This window comes from Aquimarina algicola (assembly GCF_006443095.1).
GTDB classification, from domain to species: Bacteria; Bacteroidota; Bacteroidia; order Flavobacteriales; family Flavobacteriaceae; genus Aquimarina; species Aquimarina algicola.
This window is the reverse complement of sequence record NZ_VFWZ01000011.1, coordinates 64,944-89,554: the sequence shown is the minus strand read 5'-3', so window position 1 is coordinate 89,554 and position 24,611 is coordinate 64,944. Positions and strand designations below refer to the sequence as shown.

Here is a 24,611-nt window from a genome sequence, read left to right as displayed (position 1 = left end):
ATCATTATATTATTATAAAAGCAGAGAAAACCGAATAATACGATAGTTTACTAATGATGAGGTTTATTACCAAAAGGTTTTAAGATAATTCCTAAGCTTAAAATAAATCCATCAGTTGGGGCATAGATTTCAGGGAAATTAGGAGCATTATGGGGTGGTAATACAAGAGGAGAAAATCTACTTTGTCTTCTATCTGTAAAGTTTTCAAAATTAGCAAACAAACTTCCCCACGTAAAATTACGAACCGCTAGTAATCCCATTGTAACAAAATCTGTGGTTTCTGTACCATTTGATAATAACTGAGTTCCTGTATAATACGTTTCAAAACCAACACGCCATTTTTCTGATTCATACATAAAAACACTCCCCGCATTATGTCTGGCTGTAAGTGGCTTCTGAGGATTGCCTTCTAAATAATTCAACCTTGTATCTATCAGAGCATAATTAAGAAACCATCTAAAATCCTTATATGTAAATTTAATATTGGTTTCTGCTCCTTTACTCACAATATCACCATTTGCATTTTCAAATTGAAATTGCCCATCGATATTATTAAGTAATAAACCATTTTGTATCATAGTAGTATAAAATAATTGATTAATAGATACACTGACTTCCTGAGATAATCTTGTTTGATAATTAAAGTCTAAATTGATACCATAAGAATGTTCGGCTTCTAAAATATCATTGTTAATAGGTACGATGCCTTGATAATTAATAAGTTCTGCTTCTTCAGTAAAAATATCCGGTATTTTATATCCTACACCACCACCAATTCTACTAGAGAAAGATTTTTTTGATTTATACAGTAAAGAAACTCGAGGTAGTGGAAAAAAGCCCCAATCTTTTGTATAGTCTGTTCTAAGTCCTGTTTCTAAAATCCATTGATCAGAAAGATCATAAATATTATTGACGAATACTCCATAAGTAATATCATTTTGATCTCGTTGTAGTGTTTCTGAATCTTCATCAAACGAAGTAGAGTAAAGGTTAGCACCCAGTATCCAGTCTGCTCGTTTCCCTAGTTTGTGATAAGTTGCTTCTGTAAAAGTATTCCATTGTATGCCTTCAAAAGTAAGATTCGGAATCTCAAGATTTCTATCAAAATAAGAGATGCTGTTTTTTATATTAAATGATTGTAAAGAGTCGATTTGAGTTTTGAAAACGGCTTGGCTGCTTAAACGTTTAGAGATATTTTCTTCGGTATATTGGTGGATTCCATTTTGTCCATCCTCAATTGTAGTTATATCTCCTCCTGTTCTATCATCATAAGTACCATTGATTCCCAGCCAAAAGGTTGTATTATCTGTTGGATAATAAAATAATTTTGGATTTATAGCAACGGATTTGGTTAATGGCAGATTACTAAATTCATCATCTTCGGGATCATAAGCTTTTTGATATTGCCCTGAACCGAAAATAGTCCAACCCCATTTTTGATTACGTTCAGCATAAAAAACATTGGCATTACTGCCTAATGCTTGTGTTTGGGTAAGCATAATATCAAGTTGAGGTTCTTCTTCGGGAGTTTTAGAAACCATATTTACCAGACCGGCAATTGCACCTCCTCCGTATAGTGTAGAAGAACTACCTTTGATCAGCTCAAATTGTTTAAGGTCGACTGGTGGAATTTGCAAAATACTCAATCCACTAGAGAACCCACCATAAAGGGGGAACCCATCTCTTAATAACTGGGTATACCTACCATCGAGTCCTTGAATTCTGATGCTTGTATTACCGCTACTTAATGAAGTTTGCTGCATTTGTATACCTGTACTTTCTCGTAGCACCATAGCTATGTTAGAGGCATTCATCATTGTTTTTTCACTTAATTCCTCAGATCCTATAAACTCAATACGTGTTGGTATGTTTTGTATGGTTCTAGTACTTCTTGTGGATTGCAGTACTACTGCATCAAGAGCGTTTTCTCCTTCTTGTAAAGAAAAAACTAAAGGTTCTGAGGTGGGTAAAATAATTGACCGTTCTTCACTTTTATATCCAACATAAGAAATAGAAATTATGTGGTTTCCATTAGGGATTTCATTAAACAAAGCGACACCATCAAGATCTGTAATAGTTCCTTTCTCAAGTGATTTTATATAAACTGTTGCTCCCAGTAAAGGCTTTTTGTCTTCTTGCGTAAGGACTTTTATGGTAATAGAGCTTGTTTGCGCATTTACAAGCGCACAAAACAATAGCATAAGCACTATGCTTATATTTTTAATATGCATTTGATTTTAAATTTTGTAATTGACTATAAATGTGGTTGTTTGAAAGTAAGGCTACTTTCTTTTGATACTAGCCAATATACCGGGGAGGTTGAAGAATGCCATAAACTAAATCTTCAATTGTATTTTCATGATAAGAAATAGATAATGTATTTGCTTCTCTTATTACAAAATGATGACTTTTCATTTCGAAATAGGTGGCATGAATATGACAACAATGACAATTACAAAAAGGCGAACATAATTCAAGACCACAATGATCATGTTCTGCATTATCACCAATTGAAATTTCTACAACAATATCATCATCAGGATGAGTATCATTACATGGAATAAAATTCAATGCAAGGAAGTAAATTGATAATATTACTGCAAAAAAGTTCATAATACAAAGATAAATGAAAAAGTATATTAATTTGAAATATAAATTAGTTAAAGCTATAACGTAATTTTGAAAAAATTGATTTAACTAATATTTTTTGTTAGTTTAAGCTAACTTTTTTAGTTTTGAAAAACTAATTTTTTAAATTAAGGTTTTATGGAAGAAGTAATTAAGATTTTGGAAGAAGAGAAAAAACATATAAATAATAAAGTTAGGGCTAATAATCTAATGAAAGAAGATATGAAAAAAGCTGTTGCTGAATTATCTAAGATTACTCAGATTAAAAAGGCTATAAAAATTCTAAAACTCAAAAAATATACCTGAGAAAGTATGAGTGTTTCAAATGAATTTTCAAACGTGTATTTAGACAAGGGATCTCGAGAGAATATAATTTATAAAACAGAACGTTTGTGGAAAACAATTACCGTAGATGCCAATACACTTTTTGAGCAACATAAATTTAAAGAAGCTTTAAATAACTATAAAAATGCTCTTAGACAAGCAGAAATTTTGAATAATTATAAGAGTGAATGTATTCAGGGTAAAATACCTTTTATACAACTCTACATCATATCTTGTAATAATATTGCCTATACTTATATAGAGCTAAAATTACTAGAAAAAGCAGGTGATATGTTCAAGAGAACTATTTACTATCTTTTATACTTGTTAGACTACGATTGCGCTGGGATAGAACGTGAACTTAAAAGAGCAGTAGCTACTTATTTGGATTATTCTGTGAAATATGAAAAGGATGACGATTCTCAGAATAAAATTCTTTCTGATATTAAAGAGCATTTTTCTCAAAAACAGTTATCTCAAAATATAATATGATTGTATTCACTCTTACTAGAAAAATTTTGAAGTTTTAGGTTTTATTATGATGATCAAAAAAACCTGCAATTCGATCGCAGGTTTTTTTTGAAGTTAAAAATTGTGATATTACTTTTTCCAATATCCGGAAAAAGCATTTATCGTATTGGTCAACGGCCCAGTTTTTTTGCTGGATACTTCAAACCACCATATTTCTGTTTTTTCAGAATTTTTGGTTAAAGAATATAATATGTAATTACCATCTGGTGACCAGGAAAGGTTTGTTCTAAGCTGACCGTGATCAATGGCTAATAGAGGAGTCACTTTATTCGTTTCAGTGTTTAATGTTTTTATAGTATAAAAAGTACTTAATTCACCATTATTGATGTTGGCACCATTCCCTTTTTCGGCAAAAAGAATTTCTTTTCCGTCTGGTGACCAGTCTACCTCTTGTAATAATCCACTTATAGAGGTATTTTCATAGACTTTGGTGACAGTAACGTCATTTCCATTAATGGTGGCTACAAAGATTGAATTTTCATAATAATAGGCAAGCCTTCCCGTAGAAGACCATACAGGGTTAAACCCTTTCTCTATTTTGGCAATTTCTTCAAAATTATTTGTATCAACGATTACGATATTGCAAATATCATCAGATGTAAAGAGGTCCAATCTACTTCTTCCGCAGATAGTAAGTGCACCTCTGTTTCTTGACGTATCCCAAGCATTTCTTCGTACTTCTATATCTATAGCTTCCTTATTTTCAGGATCGTTAGGAACTCTAAAAAATCCCGGATCACCTACAGTTTGATAGATCATTTCGTTTTGATCACTATTTATAGTATACTTAAAAACATCTGTTCCCGAAGCAGGAATTATATTTGTGCTTGATGGATTGGCTGGGTTAAATGTTTTTTGTTGTACTGTAATTTGATCATTATCAAGCCATTGCGGAATACCAACAAGAAATTCAGTTGGTATTTGAGTATGATTTATAACATTACTTCCATTAGGGTTCATAGAAGAAACAGCATCTGATGTTGTATTTAGAAATAAGATTTTACTATCTCCTTGATAGTTAACTAGTCCTTCTGGCATCTTATCTGGTTGTGTAAAACTTTCGGTACCATCTGATACTTTTATTTGATCGAGATAAATAGTTATATTTTCATTATATGATTTAGAGGGCTCTAATTGAAAAACAACAGATAATGTTCCTTGATTGCTTATAAAGAGTGGGTTGTCTTCTTTTTGATAGTACATTTTTATTCTAGACCACTCATTATTTATGCTTTCTTCGCTAAAATATTTTACTAAAGAATCCCCTCCTGCCAAACTATTGAAAAAACTATCTGGCTCATTAGTAATAAATAGTCTTAATGCATCTTCTGGAATTGTTGTGTCGCTTTTAATCCAAAATGAAACCGTAAGTAACTCTGGCAATTCTTGTATATCTAGTGTCTGTATGAGAATTGCAGTACGATTTGTAAAAAACGGTTGATCTGCTTGATCACAAATACTGGTATTGCTAAGTTTTACAACTCTTTGACCTTCTTTTGCATCAGGGAGCTCTTGTATTTTGGCATCTCCACATACTATCCAGGCATCATCACTTTCAAAACTAGCATTTTTTAATAAATTCGGCAATGGATTTGCTGGAGGAGGTACTAGATCAGGGTTGTAAGAAGATTCACCTGTGATTTCACCTCCATCAGGATTATTTGTATTCGTATCATCATCTGATTTACAGGCAAAAAACAAAGGTAGGAGTAAGATAATTACTAAATTTTTCATGATTTTTTGTTTAAGATTAAGCAAAGGTGTTGCTTGCAAAGTATACTGCTACACTTTGCTATTGATTTATGTTATAGATTTATTTTCCTGGCCTTGGAAGGTTTTTTTGAGTTAAATGAGCATTTTTTCGATAGCTATTTTGATTAATGAGGCAACATTAGAAACATTCATTTTTTTCATTATATTTCTACGATGTGTTTCGACCGTTAGCGGACTTATAAATAGTTCTTCGGCAATTTGATTTGTAGTTTTCCCTTCTGCAATATGTGTTATGATTTGTTTTTCTCTTTTTGTTAACCTAGGGGTATCATCTAGAGTACTAAAAATAGTATTCGCCATCGTTTTTTGTATTTCTATACCATAATAGTTTCCATTTTGATAAACAGTAGTAATTGCTTTTATTAACTCATCAGAGTTTACATTTTTTAATAAATAACCTTTAGCACCATTAGTGATCATTTGATTAATAATACTTCTATCATTATAAGTGCTTAAACCAATCACTTTTATATTATGATATTTTTGAAAAATAGTATGGCAAACATCAATTCCGCTAGTGTCGGATAAATTAATATCTAATAAAACAATATCTACCGTACTAGATGATAAAAATGCCAATGCTTCTTCACCGGTAGTAAAGCTTGCTACAACATCAATGTCTTGATTTGTGACTAATAATGACCTCAATCCTTCCAGAACTAAAGTATGATCATCTACAATCATTACTTTGATTTTAGACTGTTTTTCATCTTTAAATTGGTATTTCGATGTGCGCATTTGTTCCTTCATTTGGTGTTGAATAAAATTCGATACTTCCATTTAGGTAAGCTACTCTTGTTCTTACACTATTTAGCCCTATTCCTCTTGTTTTTACATTATCTTCGATAAAACCGATCCCATCGTCTTCAATTGTAATACTAATTTTTTCACTTTCTATAATGTATTGGATTAATACTTCGTTGGGATTAGCATGTTTTATTGCATTATTAATTAGTTCTTGTATGATTCTGTAGACAGTAAGTAACGTAGTGTCTTTTAATTCGATTTTAGACTCATAAAACTGTAGAATGAACTTGGTATTTTGCTTAGGATCGCTAATACTCAAACAATAATCTTCTACAGCAGCCTTTAATCCGTATTGAAATAAGGTTTCAGGCATGAGATGGCGTGCTATGTTTCGTAATTCGGATAGAGAATCATCAATATTTTTTGCTGCAACATGTACTTGATCAAAAATTATGTTTGTCGTCTCGCAAGATTTTGCTAATTCTTTTAATTGTATACTAGTTGCTGATAATCGACCTGCTAATCCATCATGTAAATCTACAGCCAATCTTTTTCTTTCTTTCTCTTGCCCTTCTAATATTGCAGCATAAACTTTGGATTCTTGTTGAAATTTTAACTTTTGGATTTGTTGGTCATATCGTTGCGTATTGATTTGTGTTTTGCGTTGCCGGTTTCGATACACAAAATATCCTATTATAATTACAAAAATCAAAGATCCAATCACTAGTATTAAGAAATAGCGTTGCGCTTTACTTTTTTGAAGTGAAAGTTCGGCGCTATTATTTTTATTTTTGAGTTCTAAAATTTCTCGTTCTTTTTTTTCTGTCCTGTATTGTGCTTCTAACTGATTAATTTTTTTAAGAACTTCTACAGTTTGTATACTATCATTTATTTTGATATGTTGGTTAAGGTAATAATTTGCTTGTTCAAAATTTCCTTCTTTGGTTTCATATGCAGCAAGATCTTTTAGAATATCAAGAGTCCTAAGGTTTTGATCATTTTTTTTAGATCTTTCTAGATATGAGATCAAAAACTTTTTGGCTTGTTTATCATCTTTTAACCCTTTATACGCTTCATAATAGCCTAGATAGAGTTGATCTAGATTTCCAAAAGTCTTGTTGTGTATAATACGTTTTTGCGATTGATCATAGTTCGCAATAGCCTTGCGATACTCTTTTTTTGCAGTATGATATTTGCCATTAATTAAATAATACATCTGCCACTCTAGAGCATTTGGAGTCTTTTTTAGATATGTTTTAGTAGTGTCTAATACTTTTTTCATAGCCGATAATGAATCCAATTCCTGAAGACAGGCCGCAAAAACCAATCGATCATATATCAATGCATTGTAGTCTCTAGTTTTTTTATAGTATGGTTCACTTTTGATAAAGTATTGATATGATTTTTCATATTGTCCTAAGTTTAAAAAAGCGATCCCCAAATTAGTGTTGGCTTTTCCTAAGATAGAATCAAATTCAAGCTTTTCGGCAAGAGGAGTTATTTCTTGAGTATGTTTTATTTGTTGTTCAAGCGACCCCTGGCGACTATATGTGACACCTATATTAAAAGTTGCTCTTACCCAAAGTCGTAAGTATTTGTCCAAAGAATCTGTAGCAATTAATTTTTCAAGCTGTTCCTTTGATTTTTGATAGTATTGTAATGCGTCTTGGGGTCTATCATAATCCAAATATATCCCTCCAAAAGCAAAATTTGCTTTACTTATATTATATAATTTATTTTCTTTTTGAGCTATCTGCAAAGCTTTTTGAGCATATTCTACAGCTTTTGAAGAATCTATACCCGAATATGTTATTGCTAATTCACTATAAATATCACTTTTGTAAATATCGTTTTCTACATTTTGTATGATACTGTGTAGACTGTCTAATCTTTTTTCTTTCGTTTGTTGCGCATATACAAAAGAACAAGCAAATATAAAAGGCAAACATTTTTTTAGAATAGACATTGATAAAAATGATATATTATTAAGAACTAAAGTATTAAGATTGTAAATGATCAAAAAATGTAGAATTAAAAATACCAAGAAACCAGTAGAAAAAGTAATACTTTTTTACTAAAAGATTTTTATAAAGATATCAGAAAAACAAAACACGATCTTATTTATAAGACCGTGTTTTATATTTTTTGAACATAAACCTATTAAAAATAATAAACTAGATGTTATATTTTACTAGTTTTTTCTAAGCTTTTGAGTTTATCTTTTGCCATCACAAAATTAGGATCTATTTGAAGCGCTTTTTTATACAAATCAATTGCTTTTGTAATGTCATTGTCTTTCTCATGATATACTCCCAAAACATATGTAACGTATGCATCATCCGGAAATATTTCTTTTGTGAAAGTTTGAATCTCTTTGGCTTCAGAAAGTTTACCTTTTAGGTAATAATCAGTGTATGCTAATGAGATCATATCTTCTGCATCTACAAACACCCAATCTATGAATTCTTTTTTAACTTCATTGTACATTTTTTTTGCCTTTTGTATTCCATTCTTTTTAATACTATCAATAAAGTCTGTACTAGTTATAGGAACGCTTTTTTGTTGTAGTTTATAGTTTTCTCTCAGATATTCATAAAGCTCTATACCAGGATTTTTAGATTGATTTATAACTATTTTGATTCCTCTTTCTGCCTCTTTGTAGTTTCCTGTTTTATTGAATTGTTCTGCCAAGTTTAGTATTTCTCCCGGATATAATATATCGTTATTTTTTTCTGTTAATATATGTTCAAATCCATACTTTTCAATTTTAGAAATAAAGTCATTTTTGATAATAAGCCCTTCTTCGGGGATCCACTTGTCGTACTCCATCAAACTTGCAACTTTGGTTGCATATTTCTCTCCTTTTAGCTTAGATACAAGGTGTAAAGCCCCATCAATTCCAGCAGAAATCCCAGCGGTTGTGATTACTTTTCCGTTATCTACAAAACGAATATTGTCTCTTACATCAATTTTTGGAAATGTATTTTTTAGGTGACTTATTGATTGGTGATATGTTGTTGCAACTTTATGATCAAGTGCGCCTATTTCTGCAAGAAAAAAAGCGCCTGTGCATACTGTAAGCTGTAATTCTGTTTTTTGTACTACTGTTTCTACCCAATCTTTTATACTCTTTTTTTTTGATAGTCCAATATCTCCTCCTCCAACAAAAACGACAATATCAGGTATGGGAGCATTCTCAATAGCATAATCAGGTATAACTTTGAGAGAATGCATTGCAAGTAGAGGATCGCTAGTTTCTGCAACAGTATAAACATTAAACCCAGCTACTAAAAATACTTCCAATGGTCCTGCAAAATCCAAGATTTCTACATTGTCTTGTAAAAAAATAGCAATATTATTAATATTATTTTTTTTACTTATTTTTTGAGCCGTTACTATGGGTTGCGATAATATACATAAGATAAGAAGTAATTTTTTCATTTTGACTTATACTATTGTTTGATAAATAAATTGCTGTGTGCGGTGTTTTTGAGTCCCGTGATCACATCGTTTTTGTCTCTTTCGAATACTAAAAAATTAGCTGTAAAGGGTAAAAAAAACCGATTTTTTTCGATGTAGAAAACAGGATGTTTTTCGTTATTTATGATTATAAATAATGTATTGATTATCGGATCTAATACTAGTTCGTATGTTTGATTTTGATTTGATTTGAACTTGCCTTTGTAGTCTTTTAAGATGCTGACATTATTAATGTTATGATACGGATTGTCTGATCCCAGAATGATTCCTTTATTAGGCGTCCATTCATATTCCATATAAAATGCAGTTTCTACTGCAGCGGTTAAGCCTTCTAATTTTGCAATCATGTGTAAAGCGCCATCTATGCCTGCAGAAACTCCTGCGGTAGTGATTGTTTTACCATTATCAACATATCTAACATTTGGTAACACGTTTATCTTTTTGAAATTTTTTAATGCTTCTATGGTATATCTAAATGTGGTTGCTTTTTGGTTGTCTAATATTCCTGCTTCTGCTAGTATTAAAGCACCACTACAGACAGAGAAGTAATATTTGGTATTGTTTTGAGATCTAATCCATGTAATAAGTTCTTTGTCTTTGGAAGGAAGTACGGCATTACCACCAAAAAATACTAAGATATCAGCTTGTGGAGCATCTGATAAATCATAATCAGGTATTACTGTAAGAATTCCTTGTGCATAAATAGGTTCTTTGGTTTTAGAGATTGTAAATACATCATAACCGGCATATGCAAATACTTCCATGGGTCCTGCAAAATCAAGAATTTCTACTCCGGATTGTAGGTAGAAGCCTACTTTTGTTCTATTAGGCTTAGGGTGGTCTTTTAGTGTGGATTTATCAACTAATTTCATATTACAATGCATACAGATACCAGGTTTATCAAAAGTTAGATGGTCGCACTTTCTGTTACATGGAGGACATACATAGGTTATTTGTGAGGCGATCTTTTTTTGTGAAACAGCATTTTCTACTTTTATGAAACACAATAGCGTAAATATCGATAGCAAAAAATAGCTTTTCATCTCATACATATTTTATTGTATAAAATTAAATTTGATGCTTGTATAAAGAAAGGACAGAATTATACTGTTTTGAGACAAAAATGTATCAATAAGTAGTTTTTAATTGAGATTTAAACGCTCTGAGGTTTTTACTTTGAAAAAGTGTTGCGAAGTAATTCTTATAACGATTTTTTATGTTTACCAATGATTTGCCTAAGTTGATTAGAGCTCTTAAACCCACATTCTGAAGCAACCATTTCAATTTTATTTTTGTCGGCTAATAATTGTAAAGCTCTTTCTATTCTTAGGTTTTGAGTGTAATTATGAATTGTGATGCCTGTAGTCTTTTTAAATAATCGTGTGAGATTCCTAGTACTCATATGAACATGTTCTGCAATATCTGCTTGGTTAAACTGCTTCCCAATATTATCAATGATAAATTCTTGTGCTCGATGGATACGTTCTTCTAAGTGATTTCTATATTTTAGATATATACTAAGTTGAGGGTCTGATTCACTTCTCCTAAAATAGATTACGGCTTCTTTGGCAACATCTACAGCTAGTTTGGTGCTGAATTTTTTTTCTAAAATGTATAAGGCCAAGTCTATACCCGAAGACACACCGGCGCTGGTTAAAATATTATCGTCGATTACAAATAGTCTATTCTCTTTAATATTAATGTTAGGGTATTTTTCTTTGAAAGTAACGATACGTTTCCAGTGTGTAGTACAGCTTTTATTTTTTAGCACACCTGATTCTGCTAACAAAAATGTGCCTGTGCAGACTGAGCATATGGTTACACCGATTTCATTTTGTAGCCGTAACCATTCAAAAAATGATTTAAAACCATTTAATAAATCACGATCTAACAAATATGAGAAAGATATTCCCGGTACAATGATAAAATCTTCGTCTGTTAACGTATAGTCATGATAAGAATTAAGATCATAAAATTTGAGACCGGCACTACTTACGATCATATCATTATCTATAGGACTCACAAAATGTAAATCGATATTAGCACCATATTCTTTTGCTTCATAAAAAATATGAGCAGGTCCGTTGATATCTAATAAATGCACACCTGGCGGGGTAACGAATATTATTTTTTGATTCATTTGTGAGAAGTATATTTTTTGATCATATCATTTATATGATCGAAAAATAACTAATTAATACTATTTTGTAAAATTATATAGGGTAGTAAAAACAGTAGTATAGTTCTTGCTAATACTATTACGAGATGTTAAAGTTGCCTAATCTTGTCTTTTGGTTAGTAAGATTGCTTAAAATAGGTTGGAGTTTGATACTTGTTTGAACAATCAGAACTAATATTTTGATTATCAAAAAAACACCTATACTGAGAGAAAATATTATTTTGATATATGTAGATATATATTTCTTCAAAAGGATATGAAAACAACATCGACTGAAAAAAAGAATCAATATCAGAAACAAGATGATCACTAATTATATACTTTGATATGTCTTTTATACTAGAAAAGCTTACTAATTGTTCATTATAGTAAAAAGAGATAGATTGTTTAGTTCTTTCTTTGTCATAAAAATTTGAAGTAAAGATTTTGTCATATTTTCCGGATCGGGTAGTGTCTTTTGTTATGCATATTTCTCTTTCGTATAAGAGTTCATTATTTTTATAAAACTTACTTCTCACCGGTCTTTCTTTATGAAAATAAATACTATCGATAGATCGAATATCTTTTTTTTCTGTCATCCGTTCTTCTATGGTTAGTGTGTCATTTACATAGGTGAAGGTTCGTTTTTCGATAATATTCAAAAAATCGTCAAACTTATGTTCGTATAGTTTTTTTCCTTTATGATATGATTCTTTGGATTCAATGTCCCCAAAATACCCGTACTTTATTTTTGTTCCATGTAGACTATCATTCTCATAAGTACAGATAAACTTTCCACCCATAATTCTTTTGCCAAATTCTTTTCCGTGCTTTAAACCGTTTTTGTATTCTGAAGTAATATCGGTTTCGTAATTTTTCCAAGTTCCGTGTTTGCGTCCGTTTACATAATCCCCTTCTCTAAGCACTGTATTTGACCTCATTACTTTTGAAGAACCATAACGATAGCCATTTTTGAAACGAGATACTTCAACTTCATTACGGTCCAAAAAACCTACATATTTGATTTTGTAATACCCATTTACAGGCATGCTGTCATTAGAAAATACTTGATGTTGGACAACATATATTTCGTCTGATTTTATCTTTTGAGGACGTTTTTGACAAAATAATGTAAAACATGAAGAAACGGATATAATTAAAAAGATATACAATCTCATTAGTAAGTAATTAAATCATTAGCTTTTATTCTTTTTCCAATCCTTAAAACCAATACTATCTTCACGAATTTTTGAGATCCATTTTGTATCAAATTGTCCTGTTAGATACTCAAATACTTGATGATTATATTTCGCAATACATTTTTGCTCCGGTGCCTCACAACCTAAATTAAAATAATACACGCCAAACTCTTTTTCAAAAGCAATGTTAATTTCACTCTTATCATCTGATTCGGCTTCGGTTTGTAAAAATAAGAAGATAGTACACATGTTAAAATCTTCTTGGAACCAGCCATCTATCTCTTGACAAGTTTCAGAATTGACAAAGTATATTTTTTCTGCTGTACTGTTTTTGTAATCTTCGTATGTCAATTTTCGGTATTGACCAAAGTTTAGCATGGGTAACATGATTACAACATATAAAATGGCTTTATGTACTAATTTCATGACTGATTGATTTAGAGATTATAATTTAACTCATCTTGACTTTTTCTATTTCCTAAAAAATGATTGAAATTCACTCATATTTTGTTACTTTTTTTATTTGTAGCCCTACTATAATTTTCAAAAAGTGCCTCATCTGATTAAATTTCAACTCATTTTCGGTTAAAAATAAAAAGTCAAGATGAGTTCATTACAAAAAAATACTATTCAAAATGTTATCAAAAAAATCAAGTATTTTGTCCATTAATATTTTTGAACTTAATTGCTCTCAAAACATTTTTTAATGAAAATATGATGCCAAGACCAATTAAGATATAAAGCCCGTATTGCGATATAAATTTACCTGTATCTGTTTGAGCAATTGCAGGATTATTTTTATCATAATTTACGTTTATAGTATCGCCTTTTGATTTCAAACTTCCTAAGAGGGGAATTCTGTTAAGTTGTACGTATGTGGTCATGGATTCTCCATTTTTGGTTTGAAATGCCACCAAAGCCATTTCTCTAACCCTTCTTCCTGATCGTTTGATCTCGATATCTTTTATGATCCCCTCAGTAGATATCCATTCTGTCGAATCTTGAGCGAATATGATACATGGTAATAGTAATATTATGTAAATAAGAGTATTTTTCATCAGATAATTATTTTTTTAATCCCATTCGATATGGTCACCTTCATTTTTTAAAATGGAATATAATTTTTCTTCATTTTCTATCAAATCACAAATAATTTCTACAAATTTTTTTGCTCTTTTCTCATTTTCAGGATTCATTTCATAATAAGCGATATAACTTCCTGCTTCGGGATCGGTATTCATATTAGCAGTAATATCGGGATAGTATTTTGGTAGGTAATAATTAAAAAATGCTTCCCAATTATACCCATTCATGTATGCTTCACTATGGATCTCATACATTTTTTCTCCTATCACAAATGGTTTTTCTTTTTCTATCCAAAAACACACAGATAGTTTTTTTGAGTCTTCATGCTCTACAATAGCTACATATTTGTCCATGATTTGTCTTTTTAAAATACTTATACTGTTATTGAGAACTTTAATTTTTTTAATGATTTTGAAAACCAAATAGCGGCGCCTATACTATGAAACTCAACTTCATCTTTTTGACTGGTTAGACGATGACACATTAGTATTATGACACCACTATTATAGGTTTTCAAAACGTAATAACCCCACGTTATTTAGAAATTTATATTATTTTATTTGATTTTGCCCGTCAACAGACCATTCATAAGATCTACTTATAGAACTAGCAAATTTATTTTGCTCAATTCGTATTGATAGTATAGGTTGTTCTCCTTTTTTCTCTATTCTTACCATTGAGCAAATGGCATCTTGAACATTTGCATCCTCTTTGAACAATTCTGTAGATTTTGAAATAGCATTATTGATGTTAGTAAGATTGATGAGATCAGAAGAGAAAAGAAAAGGTTTGTAGGTCTCATAACTATTCGATAGTTTTTGGTTAAATGCCTCTCCTACACTTATATCAACATTATTATTTGTCAATAAACGATTGCTATCAATTCGGTAGTTTACAATTCTGTCTTTGTCATCACCTCTTACAAAATCCAATGAGATACTACTTTCTACTAAGTCTTTATGAGAAGATACCAAACCTGCAGAATAACTAAACTCTAATACCTCTATATTATCTTCAAGTTCGGGGTAATGCGAGTATATATATTCGGATAATTCTGTATATCCTTGTTCATCTTGTATAAGTTCACTAGGTAATGTATTTTGAGAACAAGAGGTAAACAAAATACCGATTATTAGTAATAGATGTAATTGTATTGATTTCATTTTTATTGTATTATTTAATTATTTATTTCTTGTTTTTAGTTTGCTTGTATGTCGAGCAAAAGGTTTTTTACATCTTTTGCTATTTTTTCTTGTGATCCTAATAGTATTGCATGCATAATTATTGCCAGTATACCTCTTTGTGTAGCACGATTTACAAAACTACTTGGCGGTATAGGATGAATCTCGATAGTACTTGAATCTATTATGTTGATTTTAGCTCCTGCCGTAGCGCTTTTTTTGACAACAATACATTTTTTACCGGGAGTGAGCATTAGAGAACCATCTGTAATCCATTCGTCTGGTTTTATGGATATTTCTAAATCTGTTTTACTTTTTAAATAAGACATGATTTTTTCTAGAGAATCATATTCACGTTGTAAATGCTTTTTCATTTTTAAATACGTTTAGCTCTTTTTAGATTAGAAGTTTAGTGAGTTTTTCTTATTTATTAAATAGAAACTCAGGTCTTGTAATAATTTATAGTTTTGTTATGGTGATTTATTTTTTAATTACCATGTTATAGTATTCCAGGGACTTCCGTTTTTAGAATTTAAATAGCCGATATTCTTTTTTAATATCGAGTTTCCAACAAAATTATTTAACCCTACTTCAGTTTGTCCTTCAATAAAACTAGTACCGTATTCACTCCAACTATTATGATACTTTTTTACAAAGGGGATGATTCTATCCAATATGTCTAGAGCATCTTTCTTGTTGAGGTACCCTACATCTGTTGCAGATGTTACGATATATGAAATGATACAAGGTAATACCGCAGAGATTTTAATTTCAGATAAACTAGAGTAGGGGATACCTACTTGTGTTCCTTCTATATTTTCTAAGCGTGTATTGTTTTTTGAAACTGATAGTATGTCAAAAAATGAGCTTAACACCACAAAGCATGAATGCTCATTTACAATCTTAAAATCTCTTTTCAGTAATTTTGTAAAATCCTTTTGATGCTCTTTAAGTTTTGGGTACTCTCCAAACGCATGTAGATGAATAGGGTAGTAATTATCTTCGGCTCCTTCTTTACTTTTGAAAAGCGTAAACCAATCTCCAAAAATCACAGTTCTAAAAGGAGCTCCCAAAGCGTTACCAAAAGCTTCGTTGTATGGTATTTTTTGTATATCTTCTATCGAGGTTTCTTCAAGATTAGCATTCTCATTTTCAAGCTTTTTCTCTTCTTCTAATTCTTGTTTGGCCTCTTCTACACCTTCTTTGATTGAAGCGATGATTTCTTTAAAAAATTTTATCATTTGTACAGATTATTTTCATTATGGACAATAGTTAGGTGAACCACTAATTACAATAATTTGTATAAGGGTTGTCTTAGCAGCGTAAACTTATAGTCGTATTCGTGGGTAATCTACTCGATAATTGAGTTTTAAATGCTCCAAGGCTCGTCTCAAAAACTTCAGAGATATTTATTTACCTATATTTTGTAGGCTAGCCTTGGAGTGTAGTTACTCTTAGTAGGTAAAATCTTTTAAATTACCATCAAGATCATAACTAAAATGGAATGAAGTACCTCCATTTTTTGGTTCTAAAGTTAAATTATATCCCAATTTGGATTTATCACCATCGTTTGGCGAATCTATTCTGGCAACTGTAACGATAGCTTCATCGATTTCTTTTTCGTCTTTTAGTTTTTTCTTTGCTGTTTCAGCCAATTCTCCAAGTTTTGAGATGCTTATCTTATCACCAAGAGTAAACATAAAATCTTTTGCCTCTCCTCCTGTAATCTCTAAGGTGACATCAGATTTTTGTGTCCAGTTGTTTTGCACCCAGTTCCATTCTTCTAATTTAAGCGATTCAGGATCATCTGTTCCGGTAGCATCTACCAACATCCCTATTTGTTCTGTATAGGCAACCATGATACTGGTATAAAAGGCATCATCGCCGAATTTATCATTTAATTTGCTCTCGATTTCCTGAAAACCGGCTTTGTCATCAGAAAGTTTACCTCCACAAGAGCAAAGTAGTAGACCTGTTGCAATTACTAATATTAATTTTCTCATTTTTAATTGGGTTTTTATGTTAGTGTTCTATAATTTATAAAATTTTCCTGATACGAATTCAAAATTTTCAAATTCAAAGTCTCTGTTAGTACCAAAAGCAATCATAGGGATAATACCATCTGTTGGGAAATATCCATTTGGCAATTTTTTCTCTTTTTGAGAATTGATTATTCCACCTGTTTTTACTCTAATTTTTTGTGAGTTTACCTTTCTTCCTTCAAAACTAAAACCATATGAGTCTAACAGGGTTTGATCGATTTTAACATCAAAAATAGAATCAGGATTATTTAAGTCATCGTATAATTGTATCATTGCTGATGATAATCCTTGTGGGCAGTACGCTTTGTCTCTAAAATCGTTTAACATATGGCTCAAAGATTTTAGAAAAGTTACATTGTTTTTGTATTCCCCTTTTTCTACCAATACATATACAGCAACGGCATATCCTATTTCGCCTTTCTCCCAAAGGATTGGAGCAGCTTGTACTACAGATGTAAAAATGACTTTTCCTTTTCTTACTTCTTCACGCCATTTGTTTCTGCCGATATAAGGACCGGAACCGATACTCTTTTTGATAAAATCCGAATTAATATCAAGAGTATTCAAATATGGAGTAAGTTTACTTAGGTCTGTAGGATTAGGAATATCATGTACAGCAATGTTGATGTCTTCAAAACGCAATTGCTCTAATAATTCTTCTTTTTGTGCTATTTTAATTTGCTCCTGTTGTGCTATTTGTTCTTGTATTTGTGAAGGATGCTCTCCTTTTTCATATACTTCTAAATATTGATCTACATCACAGCCTTGCTTCTTCAAATTAAGAAGCTGCTCATAAGTAAGGTTTTCAGTTTTATATTCTGAAGGAATCGCCTTCTCTATGATTTTTGAAAATAAATTTTTAAGACTCATGACGTTGTATTTTTAATATTGAAATACGTTAACAAAAGTATAGGTAAAGCGCTAATGATGATATGCTGAACATAGATTCGTAGAAGATGAATTTATATTTGTGTGACCTGCTCTATATTTAGTAATTATCAGCGTTTTACTTTGAAGGATCTATTCTAACTTGTTTATATCTCCATGAATATTCACCAGTTTCCGGATTTTTTTCAGGAATAGCATTTTTTATCCTTTCTAAGGTAAAAGAAACAACTACATCTTCATTATATGGATACACTTTTCCTTCATTATCATATAAAACCAAATCTTCCGGTGTAAATGTTGAAGGTAAGTAACACGAATTTTTTCCATCTTGGTCTAATGGAAAAGGGATATGAGCAATATAATCATCATCAGGAGTACTAAAAATTAATTCTAGTGGCGCTCCTATGGTATAGGTTATATCATGACTTCCTACGCTTGCATGTCCTATAAAAGCAATTCTTTTGCCATCGCTAGAGGTTTCTTTTCTAAGGGCCTCGAATTGCTCTATACTAATGATTTCACCTTTTTCTCCCGGTCCTTGAAAAGGATTGTCCCCCGTTTGAAAGAAAAAATAAATACCTGCTGCCAGAAATGCTACAACATATCCTAACTTACTTTTTATACTCTTATTCATTTTTTATGTCTTTTAGTCGTTATTGTTTTGTTCAAAATTAGCTGTTAGGGTGGTATCGTGTATTGCTGAATATAGATTCGTAGGAAATGAATATATTTTTGTATTGTTTTTAGAAATTAAAAATACAACGTCATGAGGCTTAAAAAGAAATAGAGTAGAGAAGAGGTGTTCTTATAAATGGTATCCGAATTAGATTACAAAAAGAAACCCCGGATTTTTTTAAAATCCGAGGCTCACTTCAACATGTGTTAAAAAACCCAACACTTTAATGAAAAGATTGATTTTGTTTAAATACTTCTATTTGTATAATAGTATTTTATATTTTGTGATGTTACTATCTCTTCCAACGGCTACCGCCAAATCCACCGCTTACACGAATTCTGGATAATTGATTAGCATCATCAACTGTTAATGTTAATTGTCCTGATCCACCATTACGGCCTTTTGGTACATCTGCCCACTCTAGAGTAATAGTATCTTCGACTCTGGTTCCAAATGCTACGTTAGACCAAACAGGTCTTCCTGAAGTATAGTCCTGTTCTCCAAACCATACAACTCTATCTCCAATTTGTCTGATATAGTACGTACCTCTGTCATTGGCTTTCCATTTACCTGTAAGATCATTGATGTTATCCTTGGTGCCAAATCCCTGAGGACGCTCACCGGGAAGATCATTTGGTTTTACCGATTTTGTTAATACATTACCTCCAAATCCCGGACCATAGGTTTTGTTGATGACATTGCCGTTTACAACGAACTCTAATTCTCTAAACCCTCTATTTCGTCCTTTGGGCACATCATAAAATATACCCGAAATCTTATTGCCAACAAGAGTTCCTCTGAATATGTTTACCCAAATCCCTGTAGGGTCTTCTCCCATCCAGAAAATATTGTTGTCAATCTGTTTAATATAATAATGCCCTTTATCACTACCGGTGTAATATCCACTTATATTAGGGATACTAACACTTTTGATAGTGTTTTCAGGTATTATTTCTTCATCTCTTTCGCAATTCGTAAAAAATAAAATGGTTCCTATTAGTAATAATGAAACTTGTAATGTTGATAAAAGCTTTGTTACTTTCATGTCTGAATTTTTTTGTGATTAAATTTTTTTTTGAAGTATTTAAATTGGTTTTTTAATTACATATCTCTTCAAAAATAGACATGAGGTATCCCTTATCGAACAGAGAATCTATATTCGTCATATAGTAATCAATATTCGTTTTGGATATATAGAAAGTATTTTCTTTATGCTAACTTTTTAGAATATATTTTAGGTTTATAAGCTTGTACTTTTTTCAAAGGATGTCTTTGTTGCGTATATTTATGATTAATCGCGTGCAAGCAACTTAGAAAGAAATTCTTCTTTTTTACGAATAGATACGGGAATTTGTTGGTTGTCTTTTAATATGATCATTCCGCTTTTATCGTATCTATCTACATAATCTAGATTGACCATACAAGATTGGTGTGTTCTCACAAATTTTGAAGCAGGTAATTTGTCTATAAAATGCTTTAAAGGTTTTGAAGCGATAATTGGCTTTTTGTTAGAGAGATAAAATGTTGTATATCCTTTATCAGATTTACAAAATTGGAGTTCATTAATATTAATGACCTGATATCCGTCTTGTAGACTTAATACCAATCTGTTTGTATCTAGTTCGTTTTTGACGATTTGTATTTTCTCTTTTTGAGCGCTGTGTGTTGCTGCTATAGCTTTATCAATTGCTATTTCTAACTCTTCTATATCTACTGGTTTTAAGATATAGTCAATAGCTCCTAGTTTTAAAGCTTTTAATGCAAATTCATCATAAGCAGTAACAAAAATTACTTTAAAATTGAGTTCTTCAGTTTGTGCTAAAAAATCAAAAGCATTACCATCTGGTAAATTAATATCAAGAAAAATTAAATCCGGTTTGCAAGCTTTGACTACGGTTACCGCTTCTTCTACAGATCCGCACTCTCCTACAATTGTAAGATCTTTATCTAAGGTATCAATAAGGGCAATTAATCCTTTTCTTATGTAGGACTCATCTTCAATAAGTATAGTTTTAATCATATTTATTTCTTTTGTAAGGGGAGCATTAATGTAACTATTGTTCTTTTCTCTTCAAAATATTTTCTGTCTTCTTGCTTAATATTAATTTCTACCCTGAATTCTTTCAACAGTATTTATGTAATATCTGATATGCAAAAGTAAAGGATTAAAATAACTCATCTGCTGTCTAAAAAGAATTTGAGACAAAGCATCAAAAAAACCTGCTATTGTATATTAATAGCAGGCTTTTTCTAGATTTTTGGCTGTAAGCTATTTCACTAGTTTCATGATTTTTGAAGTATTATTTGATGTTACTTTGATCATATAAATACCTTTTGGAAGTTCTGAGGTATTGAACGTCATAGTTTTGGTCTTTATTTTTTCTTGAGGAATTAATTGGGTTTTATATCCTGATAGGTCATACATTTCTACAGACACAGGATTTTTCTTTACATCTTCAGAAAAAGTAAGTGTGACCGTTTCGTTAAATGGATTTGGAAATGCTTTTACTAATGTTTCTGTTTGATCAGCTATTGATCTGATACCGGAAGAAGGACAATCAGATGGGCAATTATCAAACCATTGATTATCATACCAACCCTCACTATTTCTAAATAAATCATCGGTTTGTGATCCTCCGTTATCATTAAAAACAATACCTACTTCTACAGATTGGTCGATTGTGTATGCAAACCATGGGGTATTATTTATAGCAGACATAGCTATCCCAGGCCATGTAGGGAACCCAGAAAGAGGAGTATTGGCATTTTTATCAAACAAATAGATAAATGCAGTACCCCAATTTGTAGGTTTTTTAAAGTATACTTCAAATCCGGGAGCTGTATTCTGAGGACAATCAGATGGGCAATTATCAAACCATTGATTATCATACCAACCCTCACTATTTCTGAATAAATCATCGGTTTGTGCTCCTCCGTTATCATTAAACACAATACCTACTTCTACAGATTGATCGATTGTATAGGTAAACCAAGGTGTATTATCAATAGTTGACATGGCTACTCCCGGCCATGCAGGAAAACCAGAAATTGGACCACCGGCATTTTTATCAAATAAATAGATGTATGCCGTATTCCAGCTATTTGGTTTTTTAAAGTTTACCACATAACTCCCTGTATTTTGTTCTATAGTATATGTTTTTGTGATGACAGAAGAACTGCCGGCAGTATTAACAGCAATAGCTTTAAGCTCTGTAACGCCAATTGTTGAAATGGTAAATGAGCTGTTATAAGGAATGCTGTTTACACTTGGAGTTGACCCATCTAATGTATAGAATATTGATCCAGAATTTGTGGCACTTATTGATACAGTAACATTTTGATCAAATGTACCTGAATCAGGTGATACGGTAAGCTCTGGTACTTGTGTAAGTAAAGGACAGTCAGATGGGCAATCATCAAACCATTGATTATCATACCATCCTTCTTTTGTTCTTGTAAGATCATCGGTTTGTGCTCCTCCATTATCATTAAACACAATACCTACCTGAACATTTTGATTTACATTGTAAGTAAACCATGGTGTACCCTCTACCGAATCCATAGCAACTCCCGGCCAAGCAGGAAAGCCTGATAATACTTCTCCTGTGTTCTGATTGAATAGATATACAAAGGCAGAAGACCAATTTGATGGCTTCTTAAAATAAATATCAAAAGGATTACCGTCAAAAATCGAATACTCTCTTGTGATTACAGAAGATTGGTTTCCGGCAGAATCAATGGCAACTGCTTTTATTGTAGTCGTTGTATTTATGTTGAATGGTGCTGTGTACGGAATACTAGCTGAAGAAGGTTCTGAACCATCTGTAGTATAAAAAATATTTACGCTGCCTCCTGGTGTTGTCGTAGATGCTGTCATCTCTACAGTAAAAGAATTATTAGAGGATCCTGATGCCGGTGTTACTGATAAGTTTACAGAATCTGATATACTAAGAGGTTCTGCAATCAATACCAAACCAAAATTGGTACCAAAAGAAACAGATCCATTAGAAACTGTTGCTGTAAGATCAGAAAAATAATCTTTTAGTTGTGTGCCATCAGGCCAGATGCCAAAAACATTAAGAGCTCCTATAAAATCTCCATCATTACCGGTATATACCAAAGATTTATCATTAATACCATTTTGATTATATTCTCTTTTGAACGTATATGGGGTATCTTGTAATTTACTATGTTTTCCTGCACCTACTGAAACATGTTCTCTTCTAAATTTTCCTAGTTTCTGAAAATGTATCAGCGTTAATGAAGCCTTAGAGTTTGGATTATTTAACTCGTTAAAGTTCATGTTAGACCGTAAGGTCGCATCACCTGAGGCTCCACCTCCGGGGGTTAATGTTCTAGAAGTTTCATCACCGTAGTAGATTTGTGCAGGACCGGGAGTTAATAATAACTTTGTACCTGCTTCAAATGTTCTGGTACGATTTCTATCAAATACTTCCTCTGTATCATGATTTGCCAAAAAATTTAAAGAACTTTTACCATTACCCAATTGATTTTGTAATAAGTTGTCATATCTGCTAAAAATGCTTTCGAGACCGTCATTTGCATTAAATCTAAATTCAAAATTAATTAGGTTAGCAAATCCATTATCATAGTAATCAACATTAAAGCCATCTCCTGTAAATCTTCTCCCCATACTTGGCGCTGAGTAGCCAAATACTTCTCCTGTCATCCAAAAATCTAGATCATCAAGTTTTTTAGATGGATTATTATCTTTCCATTCTCTTAATGCAATTAAACCTTCTCTTTCTAACTCTTTCCATACAAATTCTTCAACATGCTTTACAGTATCAACTCTAAAACCATCAACTCCATATTGTCTAACATAGTCTGTTAACCATTTTATGATATAATATCTAGGAGCTCTAGGATAACCTGTTCTGTTAAAAAAATCATTTAATTCATTTTCTTCTTGCTGTCTTCTTCCTTCTTGATTCCATTTATTGAGTAACCAACCGGGTAGTGATACATTGCTGTTAGATTCTGTTCTAATATCGGGTAGATTGTCGACCAATTCACAAGGGATGTTGCCTCCCGGACCTTGAAAATTACAAGTAGGCTCTCTTCGTACCCATTCTGATGGCCAGGAATCATCTCTAGAATTATCTGGCCCGACATGATTGAGTACTACATCCATAATTACTCGAATACCATGATCATGTGCTCGATCAACAAAAGTTTGAAATAGCGCATCTGTTCCAAGATTACGGTCTATAGTTGTCCAATCTTTTGCCCAGTACCCATGAAATGCATAGCCGGCACCACCAATAGAACCATGTATGTTTTCATAAGGAGGTGTGATCCAAATTGCATTCACTCCTAAGTCATCAAAATATCCACTATCGATTTTATTGATTAATCCTTGCAAATCACCTCCTTCATAACTTCTTAGGGGAGGGCCATTTCTTTGTCTTCCATAAGAGAAATCATTAGAGGTATCTCCATTTTCAAAACGATCTGTTAATACAAAATATACGGTGGCATTCTCCCATGCAAAAGGTATATTTCTGTTTGATTGGGCTACACTGATTTTTAATGAGAATAAAATCAGTATTATTCCTAAATAGAGTGATTTTTTCATAAATAAAAAGTTTGGTTTGTGTTTTGTTTAACTATTTGAAAATCTTTTTCTTACAAGATTTTTCAAACGTTATAGTAAAGGTTTGTAAAAAAATAATCTTTAACAATTTTTGGGCTTCCGAATATTTTACGAAAACGTTTGAGTGTTGATATTTAATTTTTATTTATGTTAAAAAAGTATATTTTATGTAATAAAAACGTACTTATTTTGATGAATTTATTATTTGTAGGGGATTGCATTTCTAATATGAAGAAATCTTAGTTTGTTAACATATAAAAAATCAAAAATGAGGGATTGCA

The 24,611-nt window shown here is 31.6% G+C and carries 23 protein-coding genes; 2 read left to right on the top strand and 21 right to left on the bottom strand.

Going from position 1 to position 24,611, the window contains the following annotated elements; translation table 11 throughout:
- Positions 1 to 50: 50 nt before the first annotated feature.
- Together FHK87_RS24930 and FHK87_RS24925 are read right to left on the bottom strand one after the other, a co-directional pair.
- Positions 51 to 2,231 carry a TonB-dependent receptor gene (locus FHK87_RS24930; protein WP_226294420.1) on the bottom strand — a complete coding sequence of 727 codons (2,181 nt, stop codon included), beginning with the start codon at positions 2,229 to 2,231 and terminating at the stop codon, positions 51 to 53.
- Positions 2,232 to 2,298: 67 nt separating this feature from the next.
- Complete coding sequence (locus FHK87_RS24925; RefSeq protein WP_317133562.1) at positions 2,299 to 2,613, bottom strand: DUF6660 family protein; 315 nt, start codon at positions 2,611 to 2,613, stop codon at positions 2,299 to 2,301.
- A gap of 153 nt (positions 2,614 to 2,766) precedes the next feature.
- On the opposite strand from FHK87_RS24925, the gene FHK87_RS26470 reads away from it, so the two are divergent.
- Together FHK87_RS26470 and FHK87_RS24920 are read left to right on the top strand one after the other, a co-directional pair.
- Entirely contained in the window at positions 2,767 to 2,934 is a 168-nt protein-coding gene (locus tag FHK87_RS26470; RefSeq protein WP_226294419.1) for a hypothetical protein, read from the top strand.
- 6 nt (positions 2,935 to 2,940) lie between these two features.
- Positions 2,941 to 3,444 (top strand): tetratricopeptide repeat protein, encoded by a 504-nt coding sequence (locus FHK87_RS24920; RefSeq protein ID WP_140597604.1) that lies wholly within the window; start codon positions 2,941 to 2,943, stop codon positions 3,442 to 3,444.
- Positions 3,445 to 3,552: 108 nt separating this feature from the next.
- Here the strand turns inward: FHK87_RS24920 and FHK87_RS24915 are convergent, their stop codons facing one another.
- The 19 genes from FHK87_RS24915 to FHK87_RS24825 form a co-directional block, all read right to left on the bottom strand.
- The gene (locus tag FHK87_RS24915) at positions 3,553 to 5,217 is read right to left on the bottom strand and encodes a PD40 domain-containing protein (RefSeq protein ID WP_140597603.1); all 1,665 of its coding nucleotides are present in this window, start codon (positions 5,215 to 5,217) and stop codon (positions 3,553 to 3,555) included.
- A gap of 111 nt (positions 5,218 to 5,328) precedes the next feature.
- Entirely contained in the window at positions 5,329 to 5,994 is a 666-nt protein-coding gene (locus tag FHK87_RS24910) for a response regulator transcription factor (protein ID WP_140597602.1), read from the bottom strand.
- A complete protein-coding gene (locus tag FHK87_RS24905; protein ID WP_140597601.1) occupies positions 5,969 to 7,969 on the bottom strand; it encodes a tetratricopeptide repeat-containing sensor histidine kinase in 2,001 nt (666 codons plus the stop codon). Before FHK87_RS24905 ends, FHK87_RS24910 begins: the two co-directional genes overlap by 26 nt.
- Positions 7,970 to 8,184: 215 nt before the next feature.
- The gene (locus tag FHK87_RS24900) at positions 8,185 to 9,444 is read right to left on the bottom strand and encodes a DJ-1/PfpI family protein (RefSeq protein ID WP_140597600.1); all 1,260 of its coding nucleotides are present in this window, start codon (positions 9,442 to 9,444) and stop codon (positions 8,185 to 8,187) included.
- An 11-nt stretch (positions 9,445 to 9,455) separates the two neighbouring features.
- Entirely contained in the window at positions 9,456 to 10,526 is a 1,071-nt protein-coding gene (locus FHK87_RS24895; protein WP_226294418.1) for a DJ-1/PfpI family protein, read from the bottom strand.
- A gap of 158 nt (positions 10,527 to 10,684) precedes the next feature.
- Positions 10,685 to 11,623 (bottom strand): GlxA family transcriptional regulator, encoded by a 939-nt coding sequence (locus FHK87_RS24890; protein ID WP_140597598.1) that lies wholly within the window; start codon positions 11,621 to 11,623, stop codon positions 10,685 to 10,687.
- A gap of 155 nt (positions 11,624 to 11,778) precedes the next feature.
- Positions 11,779 to 12,819 carry a toxin-antitoxin system YwqK family antitoxin gene (locus FHK87_RS24885; RefSeq protein ID WP_140597597.1) on the bottom strand — a complete coding sequence of 347 codons (1,041 nt, stop codon included), beginning with the start codon at positions 12,817 to 12,819 and terminating at the stop codon, positions 11,779 to 11,781.
- An 18-nt stretch (positions 12,820 to 12,837) separates the two neighbouring features.
- Positions 12,838 to 13,266 (bottom strand): FEKKY domain-containing protein, encoded by a 429-nt coding sequence (locus tag FHK87_RS24880; RefSeq protein WP_140597596.1) that lies wholly within the window; start codon positions 13,264 to 13,266, stop codon positions 12,838 to 12,840.
- A gap of 224 nt (positions 13,267 to 13,490) precedes the next feature.
- Complete coding sequence (locus tag FHK87_RS24875; protein WP_140597595.1) at positions 13,491 to 13,898, bottom strand: DUF3592 domain-containing protein; 408 nt, start codon at positions 13,896 to 13,898, stop codon at positions 13,491 to 13,493.
- A 15-nt stretch (positions 13,899 to 13,913) separates the two neighbouring features.
- Entirely contained in the window at positions 13,914 to 14,279 is a 366-nt protein-coding gene (locus tag FHK87_RS24870; protein ID WP_140597594.1) for an Imm51 family immunity protein, read from the bottom strand.
- Between the two features lie 198 nt (positions 14,280 to 14,477).
- Positions 14,478 to 15,089, bottom strand: coding sequence for a hypothetical protein (locus FHK87_RS24865; RefSeq protein WP_140597593.1), 612 nt, complete (start codon positions 15,087 to 15,089; stop codon positions 14,478 to 14,480).
- A gap of 35 nt (positions 15,090 to 15,124) precedes the next feature.
- Positions 15,125 to 15,481: a hypothetical protein gene (locus FHK87_RS24860; RefSeq protein ID WP_140597592.1), complete on the bottom strand. Its 357-nt coding sequence runs from the start codon at positions 15,479 to 15,481 to the stop codon at positions 15,125 to 15,127.
- Positions 15,482 to 15,598: 117 nt separating this feature from the next.
- On the bottom strand, positions 15,599 to 16,348 hold the full coding sequence (locus FHK87_RS24855) for a DUF1266 domain-containing protein (RefSeq protein ID WP_140597591.1): 750 nt from the start codon (positions 16,346 to 16,348) through the stop codon (positions 15,599 to 15,601).
- A gap of 213 nt (positions 16,349 to 16,561) precedes the next feature.
- Positions 16,562 to 17,110, bottom strand: a complete 549-nt coding sequence (locus tag FHK87_RS24850; RefSeq protein ID WP_140597590.1) for a hypothetical protein — start codon at positions 17,108 to 17,110, stop codon at positions 16,562 to 16,564.
- Between the two features lie 27 nt (positions 17,111 to 17,137).
- On the bottom strand, positions 17,138 to 18,019 hold the full coding sequence (locus FHK87_RS24845; RefSeq protein WP_140597589.1) for a hypothetical protein: 882 nt from the start codon (positions 18,017 to 18,019) through the stop codon (positions 17,138 to 17,140).
- 136 nt (positions 18,020 to 18,155) lie between these two features.
- Positions 18,156 to 18,671: a hypothetical protein gene (locus tag FHK87_RS24840; RefSeq protein WP_140597588.1), complete on the bottom strand. Its 516-nt coding sequence runs from the start codon at positions 18,669 to 18,671 to the stop codon at positions 18,156 to 18,158.
- Between the two features lie 334 nt (positions 18,672 to 19,005).
- Positions 19,006 to 19,758 (bottom strand): hypothetical protein, encoded by a 753-nt coding sequence (locus FHK87_RS24835; protein WP_140597587.1) that lies wholly within the window; start codon positions 19,756 to 19,758, stop codon positions 19,006 to 19,008.
- Between the two features lie 246 nt (positions 19,759 to 20,004).
- Complete coding sequence (locus FHK87_RS24830; RefSeq protein WP_140597586.1) at positions 20,005 to 20,733, bottom strand: LytR/AlgR family response regulator transcription factor; 729 nt, start codon at positions 20,731 to 20,733, stop codon at positions 20,005 to 20,007.
- 249 nt (positions 20,734 to 20,982) lie between these two features.
- Positions 20,983 to 24,312, bottom strand: coding sequence for a starch-binding protein (locus tag FHK87_RS24825; RefSeq protein WP_140597585.1), 3,330 nt, complete (start codon positions 24,310 to 24,312; stop codon positions 20,983 to 20,985).
- Between the last annotated feature and the right edge of the window lie 299 nt (positions 24,313 to 24,611).